Consider the following 10,228-nt stretch of genomic DNA (forward strand, 5'->3'; position numbering starts at 1 on the left):
TTAACCTTCCTTATCGATTGAATTGGACAATGATATCAACGCTATGACCCGCCCCAGCTAGTTTTAGCGCACAATTAATAGGCATCATTTTTCGAGCTTCACGATCTGCAGTATCTTGCGTTTCGAATGAATCAGAATAGAAATAATAGCCATTGATTTGATCGCCGTATGATAGTTCACCCAAGTCCCCTAACGTCCATTTACCCAGACCTAAAAAACCGTTATCTTTAAACTGTTCACCGACAATCTTAATTGAACTGATTAAAATTTCTTGGCCTCGATCGGTTTGTGGAATTTTAGTAGGCTGACCTTGTAACGTGTTAAACGCCTGAACCTGTACAGCATTAATAAATGCATCTAATCCAGTTGTTTCATCAATGAACGTGCCACCAATCATCACACCTTCTGCTAGCATATTAACGCCCGCATAATCGGTATAATAATTGATACCTAAGCGCCCACATTTTTTAGCCTCATTAACCGTGATTTTGTCATCAGATGTTACGCTTGCTTGCTGTTTAAATTTAACTGTTTTTGCAGTATTAACACCTGTCCAAACTGTTGTTAGTGCAATTCCCATTAATTCAGCGGCAGCATGTGTATTGCCCTTATTGTTATACTGAACCATCAAACGACCGCTATTTCGCTTAGATAGTGTTTTCAGTACGTTATCATCTGTATATTCAATGTTAGCCGTTCGTGTTTCGGTAAATGCTATAACCTTAGCGTTTTCGACACCTTGAGCGACAACCCAGTCATGAGCCTCGACCAATTCACTATCTGTAATCGTGTTAGCAAAATAAACACCGTACCAGTTCTGATATTGATTTTGTAATTTGCTCAAGGCCTCCGCTGGTGTTTCTTTATTATAAGTTGTAGCATCTTCGCCATTAATTAACGTGCCTTTACCATCGATAAGATTAATCATACTACCGATATAAGTACCGTCCAATTCAGCATTAAATACATGGCCGAAATTAGCACCTTTTCCTTCTGTTGATGATGACAAAATAAAACGACTACCCACCGCATCATAGATAAATTTAATACCCACATTTTCAAGCTTAGCGTTTATAATGTTGGCTACATCATCCATGCTTGACACTGAATAAAAATCAAGCCCAGTGACGTCAATTTTCTCACTACCAAAATAAACCGAAAAATAACCATCGGTAATATTTTTGAATTGAATATAACTTACAGCTAATGCCGAACCATTGATTTTTGAACTGATAGCCTGTGTTGTTATGCCATCCCTCATGTATTTAGCAATTAGCGCTGTTTTTGGTTTTGGTCTTGCAGAAAATAATGCCGATGCCGCTTTGTATGCATCTGAATTAGTTCCGAATAATGACGCCACTTGATTTGTATCTGACACCACAATATAGCGAGTATCAGGGTTGGTAAATTCGTCGCACATTTCACTAGTGAAAATAGCAACGACACTAAGATCACGTTTTTGTGCGCCCCGTGGTGATTGCTGTAGAGTTACGTCTACAATCTGACTAATTGGTAAACTCATTATTACCCCTTCTCTAAATTAAATTTTACTGTATCGCCACGGTTCACCTGAGCCTTGACGATTGGATTAATTGAAAATGTAAGATCGACCTGCGCACGCTGTTCTTTACCGCCTGCGATAGTTGTTGGCAAGCTTCGAATTTGTGAGCATCGTAGATATCCCATACCTAGATGTTTTAATCGTTGCCAAACTGGCGTTAATCGCATCGATTCGGTTAGTTTGCATAGCAAATCATAGGAATTTTTACCATAAGCATTAACTGAAATGGTCAATTCTCTAGCTGTTGAAGCTATTTCCTCCTCATTTACACCATTGAATTTTATTTCAGTTCCGATATCGGATTGGTAGGAATTCAAGACAGTGATAAATCGGTCGAGCCTTGAAACGTCCTGCATATTATTTGCATCAAATACAATAGATTCAGGTAACGTCAAAACCTCCGCTATCGTGCGTCTGACTTCCATCATATCTAGTCGCGAGACAGTCGTAATAGCCATAATCACTCCATATTGCTTCCGAAATAACTTTAAATCTCATACCGTGATGATGAAACAGCATACCGTTCGTTAGCTTTTCACGAGAAAATACTCTAACGGTTGGATTGTATCTGTCTCCCTCGGGCAGTATTTGCAAATCATCATTACTAGCTGGCTGAATTATGCATGTGATATCACCCAAACCATCAAAATTAACTTTAGTGGCAAAGAAGGGATCGCCTAAAAATTGGGATATTAGTTCACGTTTCATTTTTCCCTAACCTCGTAAGTTATTGCTCCTCTTAATTGACCAGTATCGATCAATGGTTTATTTGCATCGGGTGCACGTTTCTTTCTCTTATCTTTAACTGGTGCTAACTTTCGTTTGGTTGTTTCTGCTGTATTAGGTTGAAATTCACCGTCAGTGATTTTTTCCACAACCTGCCCTTTTAGATATGCTCCAATTTGTGAAAATGCCTTTCTAGGTGTAATTTGACCAGATAAGCATTCGGAAACCACGATTTTAGTTAGATTTCCTAAGTTTTCGCTTTCTTCCGACATAGTAGAGCGCATGAAAGATCGCTCAGGGATGCCACGTTCAGGTACGCCAAATTCATGAATAACACCTAGCTCAGCGTTGGTTATTTCGTTCGAATCCTTGCGTGATTTTCCATCATTAGGAATACCTACAACTAATTGCAATTGGTTTAGTTGTTCGGCTCGTTTCATCACCTGTTTTAGCCGTTTACATATTTCAAGCTCACTCATCCGATAATTCCTATTGGCGTAATCAAACGGCGCAACCTTAGGTACTCTTGCCCGTAAGATGTCGATGTTAAATCGTAGTCACTAGGATTGCCTGATGATGTGTTTTGAGATGTGTAACCAATTGATAGACCGCCAGCCGATTTGCTCGATACTGATTTAAAATTTTCACCATTATTAAAAATGGTGTTGCCGTCTAAATCCTGATTTAAAAAGCCTTTGACAGCCAATCTATGCGCCGTATAGGCAAAAAGTCCAAGTTCGTAAAGTTTTCCCCAGACTTTTTCACTTACAACTAGCGCACTGCTTTCTAAAAAATGATTGATTGTGCTGTCATCGACATCTTTAAATTCAGGGTATTCATTGCGAAACTGCATAAATACCCCCATTTTTAGGCGGCAGATTTATAGTCTAAATATTGCGCTGAATTAGGCTCTTTCCACATTACCCCGCTAAATGCCGAGCGATAACCGCTTTGATATGTAAGCAAGTCTTTTCTGTGGGTTTCTAGAAGTTCAGGCATATGTACCTTCATTTCTAAATAATCTTCGTCGTAGGTATAAACTACTAATCGAGAAACACCTTGCTTAGCTTTCTTAGCATAATCAGCAGGAATTTTTACAAACTCAATATTGAAATTGTCATTTTTTGAAGCTTTACGCAATGCCGCCATGATTCTATCCATTGCGGCGATCGGTAATAAATCAACACCAACAATTGTTGAATTTGGATCAAACTTTTGCATTAAATCCATAAAATCTGATGCATCCATCGCAATATGAGTTGGCTGTACAGTAAAATTAGAGCGCTCCCAAACTTTTCTGTATACTAACAAAATCACTTCCACGCATTCCTCACAGGCCATCTCTTTAAATGATTTGTTTACAGAGTGGATGTCAATTTTTTTCCCTGTTAATAAACCTTCTTGCCCCTTAGATTGCTTATGCCCTAAATAACCTGCATATTGAATGGTAGCTAGCGCATTAGAATATAGGTCATTTTGTTTTTTTAGTGTCAAGTTAATATCTAAGCGTAAAGCCTTTTCCACTTCTTGCTGTGTATAAATTAAACCCTTAGCCCATTGAGTAACGGGAGTTTTTTTGTATATGATTTCACTATCAATGGTTTCTAATGACGTTGTTTTAATGCCAATAACACCATTTTCAAGAGAGCCTCGAACCTCTGTTACACCGTATTCAAATTCCTCAACACCAAACTCTAACCCTTCTGTGACAGGAACGGCTTCACCGATGTTAATTTCTGGTAATTCTTTTTCTTGTAACTGATTATCACGCTCTAACAATTGTTCTGTAATAATGTCACTATAATCTACATTTTCATAAGCCATTATGCTTTAGCTCCTTTTACTTAAATTTTTACTGATTGAGCATAACCTAACGTGATTGCGGCGCAGTGATTGCCGTTACTAACACGCTCAACCCAATAACCTAAATCAAGGTTACCCTCAGATACATTTGTGATTTTTCCTGCATCATCACCTGAAGCGACAACATAAACACGATCACCTCGTTTTAGCTCCGCATCATCGACAGCTAACGCAACGACAGCATCACCGTGTGAGAAATGACCAATATTGATTTGACGATCGGCAGGATGTACATCACCATAAACATCACGAACAATAATGCCGTGAATTAAATCATTAGCCGATTCGATAGGTTTAATACCGCCATCTGGGTTAACTGCTACAAACGTACCGCTTAACAATTCTTTCCCTGTCAGATTTTCTTCACCCCAAACTTTATTGTCAGAACTGGATACACGATAAATTGCACCAGCTAACATTGTGCCGGTATCGGCATCCCAACTCGTAAAACTGTAACCCATTATTTACCTCCTAAACGTGCGCTTGCTGATTTTGTTGGTTTACTCTGACTGTCATTAAGCAGACTTGAAATAGTGCTGTTCTTTTTCGCACTTGTAGCCACAAGACCTGCATAAGCCGCCCTAATTTCAGCATCAGTTAATTTCGCCGCCTGCTCTTTGCTGTAAATACCATGATCGACCAGCACATTAATACGAACACCACGCCCACTTTTAGCGTCATTTAACTTAACTTTCGGGAATCGTGCTTTAGCATCATTCATCACGCTGTCCTTGTCTTTTTCAGCTTCAAGTTCTTCAACACGCGCTTTGTATTCGTCACGCTCTTTCTTAACTTGTTCAAGCTCTGCCGTTAAAGCTGTAATTCGTGCGTCTTTATCATCTTCGCCAGCAGTTGGCTCTTCATCGTTCAAAGTTTCAAGCTTTGCTTTTAGTTCATCGATTTGTTTTTGAAGCTCATCAGCCTTGGCTTTTGATTCTTCATCTTCTTTACCTTGAACCTCTTCAAGTTGTTTTGTGAGTTCATCAATCATTTTATTGATTTCCTCTTTTGACAACTCCCCCTCAGCATCATTTAGACGTTTACGAAACGAATCGATCAATGCGAGTAATTTATTTTTTTTAGGCATTAAAGTTGCTCCTATTTTTGGTTTACTATCGTTTAATCTACAATCTGAGCCAGCGCGACCTTCGGCAACGATAGCAACATGATTGACTTTGATATTTTTGTGATAAAACTTACCGTTAACTTCTTGAATATCCGCTGGCTCATAACCAACCGATAATTCGCGAATGTCTTTGTTTTTGAGTAACTCAATTGCTGACGCATCTTGAATATATGCATCGCATACAATGTAATTACCGAAGGCTCTCGGATTTTGAACATGCCCAACTGTTTTATTTTTCCAGTCAGTCGCATCAACTGACTTTTTATCGGGATGTGTGATAGTGATTGGCATGCCGTCAATCGATTTAAGCGTGTCGGGCTTGCTGAGTTCTTCAATTGTTCTATTAACATCAACAAGCCTATTTGCCCTGCTGTCAGTTAATCCAATTTCACGACCGTAATACTGTAAAACTCCGCCTTTGGTAATTTTTGCAGTTGTTTTTAAGTAGCCCTGCGGTGTTATTTCCCAAGCCATAAAGCCCTCTTTTAGACGTAAATAATCCTACTCAGTTAAGAGCATAGATTTATCAATTTTGATTAGAATTTAATGTAAGGAATGGCTAAACATCGGCACTGATAGTCCTCACCACATTTACCGATATAACCACCAATTGACTTGCGCTTTTTCCATGTTTTACCCTCATCATCTGAGTAGACTGTGGGGTCTGAATACTTACATAACATGTTATTTAAAACTAAATGCGATTCACGCTCTCGCGCATCTCCTGTGCCTTTCCATTTGTAGATATCGAAACCAAGTTTTTTGTTTCGCTCCTCTTCAAAATCGGCATTGATTTTTGCTGTTTGGTCTCTCGCTATGAGTTTAGCTCGTGAATAAGAAACATTGCCACGCTCTCTAATCTCATTGATCAGCTCACCATGCCTAAAACCCTTTTTATAGTTAGTGAAAACATTTGAGCCGATGTCTTTGATAAAGTCATTTTTAATCGATGTGATTAGCTCAACATTTCTATCAATTGCTAGCGCTAACGTATCGCCCAAAATTTCTTTTTCAACAATACTTGAAAGGTCAATATCAAACGCATTTTTAAAATTTCGAGTAAATTGTGTCTTGTTCTGATAGTGAACTTTACTCACGAATCGAGTGGCCAATAATTTAGCCCGTTCCTCAATGCGCTCGCCAGCAATTGACGCTAAAACCTCAATGAGTGTATTAATATAATCATCATCACTAATCGCTACAGCATCAGTTAGATTTTTTTTGCTCAGCGCTGTAGTGATACGGTTAACCATTGTGAGGATGAAATCAGCTAGAGCCTTACGATAATAGACCTCAGCGCGTTTACTCGGAGTTGTCGGCGGTAAAAATCTGTCACGCCGCTGTAGGGAATTCTGTAGAAGGGAATAAATCTCCATCTTTCAAATCCTCCTCAGTCGTATTGATTAGGAGTTTACGCGCGATTAGCTCAGTTTGAGCAACTTTATCAGAAATGATATTGGCGGTAACCAAAGCAGAAAAAGCACTAGCAAATTGTCCAAATCTTGCCGCTTCTTTGTCTTCGTTAACTACTTTTATCGACGGGTATTCAAACGTTAATCCATGATTTGGCATCATTTTATCGAGAATGAATTTATCGATAAACTCCTGTGCTGGTCGCAATCTGCTTTCTTGTAGCGCGTTGATTGTGCCGTGGTACGATTCTAAGTCCTCTTCACCAGTTGAAAATCCGCTCGCAGATAGCCCAAATAACACCGTAATTGGTCTGTCTAGCGCACCTGCCGTAACAGTAATAAGTTTTGTCAGAACATCAGACAAACCGCCGTATGTTGCTGTTTTTTGCTCCCAACGACCTTGAGCTTCGCTATTGCCGGCATCTAACGCAATAGCATTCATTGACGATTTAGTATGATTAATTAGATTGATGAATTTCCTAATATCATCTTCCTTACCCTGAGCAACTTTTGCTATCAGGTCGGGGATAAACAACACATCAACATTACTATCTTGAATAATATCGCCAATACAGGTAATTGTCGTATCAAACAAACGGATAGCATTGTATTTGTTTTGTAAATCAGATGTGCCAAATTGGTTTCTATCTGTCAGTTTTGATTTACCAAGTTTCAATCTGTGACAACGTGAGTGATGAACTTTATTATTTTTTCCAATTGTGTAGTAAATCGGTTTGCCAAAATTCGCCGATTTCAAATCATCATCGATATTACTATCAGGATCGAACTCACCTTTAGTTAATACAATGAAACGCTGGATATCCTCAACATCGGATAGCGGTTGAGATAAATCACCAGCATCAGTAATAGCGACAATTAACGCATCACCGAGTAGTGAGCTAAACGCTAAAAACTTCTCTTTTATCTCGTTTAACTTTAATCGATTTTCTTTTTCGATAACGAGTTTTAGCAGGTTTTCATTATAATCACCACTAAAAACCCTCGGTAGTTTAAGCATGTCCTCTGCTGTTTTATCGATGTATTTACCAGTTAACCACGAACTGCTATACATATTCAATAATTGCCTGTCAGATATTTTTTTGTTTGAATATTTCACCGAATCGTTTTTGTTGCCAAGCGATGTATACAGGCTTTCTACTGAATCAGTAATATAATTTGCTTGTGTCATAACACATCCAAAATTGATAATTTGTTTTTAATGTAACCGTCTAATGAGTACCGAACAGCATCCCAACAATGATTATTTGCATCAACAATGATCGGTAGTACCTCGCCCGTCATTCTGTCAGTTTTATAGCTATATAATCGCGCTTCGGTTGCTGTATGTTTACATCGAGGGTGGATAATAATTTTCTTAAACCCTCGCAGATATGCAATACCGTCCTCAACACTGCCCTGCCATTTTTTTGCAGCTGAAATATTAAAGCCTTTGCGCTTGATATGACTGATAGTTTCAGGTCGTGAGCAATCACCTTTAATCGGCCATTTTCTCGCTTCAGGTACTGAATCATAAAACGAACCCATTTCGTCGAGTTCGATGTTAACGCCGTATGCTTCATATTCGATATACAGACAATCGTTAAGAATAAATGAGCGAATTAATGTGTTCGGGTCATTAGCAAAGCCGAAGTCAGCACCAAATAATAAACGGTCTGCTTGTTTGTGCAGGTTGTCATCAAACTCTTCAACAACATATCGACCGCTTAAAACTTGCTTATCTGAGTTTTCGAGATAAGCGCCTTCCCATACCCAAGCATATGAAGCGTAATCAAGCCTAGCCAAGTCATTTAATCGTTCTTGTTCTAGTACATCGGGGAAAAACGGGTTATCGTTATAATTCATCTCAACGATAACCGCATTTTCTGGTGGGTTTTGCCTGAATCTTACATCAGTCGGACTTCCCTCGGTTTCTGGGTTCCACGTCACCCATATTTCGGAGTTAGTCTCACGAACTGTTGGGGTGAGTTTTCGCCATGCGATTTCTGAAACATTTTCCGCTTCATCAACCCAACATAGTAATATACGCGCTTTTGATTTAATGCTGTCGAGGTTATGACGTAAACCACAAAACACATAGCTAACTAATCCGTTTTTTGTTCTGATATAGTTTTGCCCGATATCGTAGTAATAAGCTAACCAATCAACCGAGCGAATGGCCTGTTTCACTTCTTCCATGCTTGAATCAGCCAGCGAGTTCATAAACTCACGAGCACAAAGTATAACGCCACTTATTCCAGCCTCTGCAAATTGATAACCTTTAATCGCTGTCATTAATGCAAATGAACGAGTTTTAGCACTACCTCGACCGCCGTATGCGCCGCGATATCTGACATTTTCGGCTACAAACACAGATATCAATTTTTTTGGTAATTGTATTTGTGCTGTTGTCATAATTTACTCGTCTGGTGAAACTAACTCCACCCTGATAGGTTTAGGTGACATACTACCGTCTGATGATTGATGATCAACACGCGACTCATCCCTTAAACCTAAATCGCGAGCAATAATATTAGCGTTTAATAGATCAGCCGCCGCGCCAGTGAATTTTTGGTTATAAATAATATCTTCTACACGCGTAGTGATATCAATAAAATCTTTACGCCTTTTATAATCAAGCCATGTTTGCATTGATATATCTAGGAATATACATAAACCTGATATAGTCATAGCTCGCATTTTTGACATATTCGCATATGTAATTACACCTTGCGCACAAAATGCTTTTTGTTCATATAATGGGTTTTCTTCTACCCACTCGAAATATTCTACGCAGGCATTCCATAAATCATCGGCATTGGCAAATTTTGGTTTGCGCCCATGGCTACTGCGTACCTCCCAGAATTTGTTGCCTTTTGGTGCCGCCATAATTTTAATTCCTGTTTTAACTCAGTGGTGGTTAACTAAAATAAAAAAAGCCGCTAAATTTGCGGCTTTAAAATAACTAATTGATATCAAAGTAGATCAGATAAAAATTTTAATTGAATTTGAATCGTTAAGTGTGGCTGACCAACTACATTACCAGACGCCTCCAAATTTGAGCTAAACTCTTTAATATCTAAATCCAAATCAAACTCTTTTAAATCACCAAATACTGAGGTTCTTTGCGTGCTATGTTGAGTTACATGAAGAATTATCTTAGATCCCTTAATTTCACCTTGATAGAAACAAGCAAAATCCCCACCATTTACTTTATTTTCTTGGATAGTTATAACTCCATCACCCCAATCAGACATGTTGCTATTGAATTTTGCAAAATAAAGACCATTTTTCATATTTATATTCCCTGTTTTTATGTACATTTATGTAATTATATACAGTGATTTATTTTTGATCAATGCTTTTAAGGTGAATTATATTTCTTCAAATCTAAAATACCTTCGAGTTATTAGACCAGTCCTCAAAACTGAGGAGTGCTTTTTCCCTTAAATTAATAATTGAATTTGTGATTGTTCTTGTAGTTTTTGTATCCTATTTGTTAACTCTGGCTTTTTCTCTTTACCCCATCGCCTTAATAAGCGA

General features: G+C 38.5%; 12 protein-coding genes and 1 pseudogene. All 13 read right to left on the reverse strand.

Annotation, left to right across the window (positions count from 1 at the left end; genetic code table 11):
• Window positions 1–10: 10 nt before the first annotated feature.
• Window positions 11–1,522 (reverse strand): DUF3383 domain-containing protein, encoded by a 1,512-nt coding sequence (locus B6C99_RS01025; RefSeq protein ID WP_086358120.1) that lies wholly within the window; start codon window positions 1,520–1,522, stop codon window positions 11–13.
• Between the two features lie 2 nt (window positions 1,523–1,524).
• Window positions 1,525–2,019 (reverse strand): hypothetical protein, encoded by a 495-nt coding sequence (locus B6C99_RS01030; RefSeq protein ID WP_143413955.1) that lies wholly within the window; start codon window positions 2,017–2,019, stop codon window positions 1,525–1,527.
• A gap of 246 nt (window positions 2,020–2,265) precedes the next feature.
• Window positions 2,266–2,766, reverse strand: coding sequence for a hypothetical protein (locus B6C99_RS01040; RefSeq protein ID WP_086358123.1), 501 nt, complete (start codon window positions 2,764–2,766; stop codon window positions 2,266–2,268).
• The gene (locus B6C99_RS01045; protein WP_158092416.1) at window positions 2,763–3,140 is read right to left on the reverse strand and encodes a DUF4054 domain-containing protein; all 378 of its coding nucleotides are present in this window, start codon (window positions 3,138–3,140) and stop codon (window positions 2,763–2,765) included. The genes B6C99_RS01040 and B6C99_RS01045 overlap by 4 nt, the downstream gene beginning before the upstream one ends.
• A gap of 14 nt (window positions 3,141–3,154) precedes the next feature.
• Window positions 3,155–4,111: a major capsid family protein gene (locus B6C99_RS01050; protein ID WP_086358125.1), complete on the reverse strand. Its 957-nt coding sequence runs from the start codon at window positions 4,109–4,111 to the stop codon at window positions 3,155–3,157.
• A gap of 20 nt (window positions 4,112–4,131) precedes the next feature.
• Window positions 4,132–4,611: a hypothetical protein gene (locus B6C99_RS01055; protein ID WP_086358126.1), complete on the reverse strand. Its 480-nt coding sequence runs from the start codon at window positions 4,609–4,611 to the stop codon at window positions 4,132–4,134.
• Entirely contained in the window at window positions 4,611–5,750 is a 1,140-nt protein-coding gene (locus tag B6C99_RS01060; protein WP_086358127.1) for a DUF2213 domain-containing protein, read from the reverse strand. The genes B6C99_RS01055 and B6C99_RS01060 overlap by 1 nt, the downstream gene beginning before the upstream one ends.
• A 62-nt stretch (window positions 5,751–5,812) precedes the next feature.
• Window positions 5,813–6,529: a phage minor head protein gene (locus tag B6C99_RS01065; RefSeq protein ID WP_216819333.1), complete on the reverse strand. Its 717-nt coding sequence runs from the start codon at window positions 6,527–6,529 to the stop codon at window positions 5,813–5,815.
• A 79-nt stretch (window positions 6,530–6,608) separates the two neighbouring features.
• The gene (locus tag B6C99_RS01070; RefSeq protein ID WP_086358129.1) at window positions 6,609–7,877 is read right to left on the reverse strand and encodes a DUF1073 domain-containing protein; all 1,269 of its coding nucleotides are present in this window, start codon (window positions 7,875–7,877) and stop codon (window positions 6,609–6,611) included.
• Window positions 7,874–9,100 carry a PBSX family phage terminase large subunit gene (locus B6C99_RS01075; RefSeq protein ID WP_086358130.1) on the reverse strand — a complete coding sequence of 409 codons (1,227 nt, stop codon included), beginning with the start codon at window positions 9,098–9,100 and terminating at the stop codon, window positions 7,874–7,876. The genes B6C99_RS01070 and B6C99_RS01075 overlap by 4 nt, the downstream gene beginning before the upstream one ends.
• 3 nt (window positions 9,101–9,103) lie before the next feature.
• Window positions 9,104–9,574 (reverse strand): DNA-packaging protein, encoded by a 471-nt coding sequence (locus tag B6C99_RS01080; protein ID WP_086358131.1) that lies wholly within the window; start codon window positions 9,572–9,574, stop codon window positions 9,104–9,106.
• Between the two features lie 86 nt (window positions 9,575–9,660).
• Entirely contained in the window at window positions 9,661–9,981 is a 321-nt protein-coding gene (locus B6C99_RS01085) for a GrlR family regulatory protein (protein WP_158092417.1), read from the reverse strand.
• Window positions 9,982–10,131: 150 nt separating this feature from the next.
• Window positions 10,132–10,228, reverse strand: a pseudogene (locus B6C99_RS13615) (Rha family transcriptional regulator); the annotation flags it as partial.

The organism is Gilliamella sp. N-G2, from assembly GCF_002142215.1.
Classification (GTDB): Bacteria; Pseudomonadota; Gammaproteobacteria; order Enterobacterales; family Orbaceae; genus Gilliamella.

Bases quoted from the DNA above. Each gene is read 5' to 3' on its own strand.
- B6C99_RS01075 (WP_086358130.1), bottom strand. From the start codon at position 9,100: ATGACAACAGCACAAATACAATTACCAAAAAAATTGATATCTGTGTTT.
- B6C99_RS01025 (WP_086358120.1), bottom strand. From the start codon at position 1,522: ATGAGTTTACCAATTAGTCAGATTGTAGACGTAACTCTACAGCAATCA.
- B6C99_RS01065 (WP_216819333.1), bottom strand. From the start codon at position 6,529: ATGGTTAACCGTATCACTACAGCGCTGAGCAAAAAAAATCTAACTGAT.
- B6C99_RS01085 (WP_158092417.1), bottom strand. From the start codon at position 9,981: ATGAAAAATGGTCTTTATTTTGCAAAATTCAATAGCAACATGTCTGAT.
- B6C99_RS01040 (WP_086358123.1), bottom strand. From the start codon at position 2,766: ATGAGTGAGCTTGAAATATGTAAACGGCTAAAACAGGTGATGAAACGA.
- B6C99_RS01030 (WP_143413955.1), bottom strand. From the start codon at position 2,019: ATGGCTATTACGACTGTCTCGCGACTAGATATGATGGAAGTCAGACGC.
- B6C99_RS01060 (WP_086358127.1), bottom strand. From the start codon at position 5,750: ATGGCTTGGGAAATAACACCGCAGGGCTACTTAAAAACAACTGCAAAA.
- B6C99_RS01080 (WP_086358131.1), bottom strand. From the start codon at position 9,574: ATGGCGGCACCAAAAGGCAACAAATTCTGGGAGGTACGCAGTAGCCAT.
- B6C99_RS01050 (WP_086358125.1), bottom strand. From the start codon at position 4,111: ATGGCTTATGAAAATGTAGATTATAGTGACATTATTACAGAACAATTG.
- B6C99_RS01055 (WP_086358126.1), bottom strand. From the start codon at position 4,611: ATGGGTTACAGTTTTACGAGTTGGGATGCCGATACCGGCACAATGTTA.
- B6C99_RS01045 (WP_158092416.1), bottom strand. From the start codon at position 3,140: ATGCAGTTTCGCAATGAATACCCTGAATTTAAAGATGTCGATGACAGC.
- B6C99_RS01070 (WP_086358129.1), bottom strand. From the start codon at position 7,877: ATGACACAAGCAAATTATATTACTGATTCAGTAGAAAGCCTGTATACA.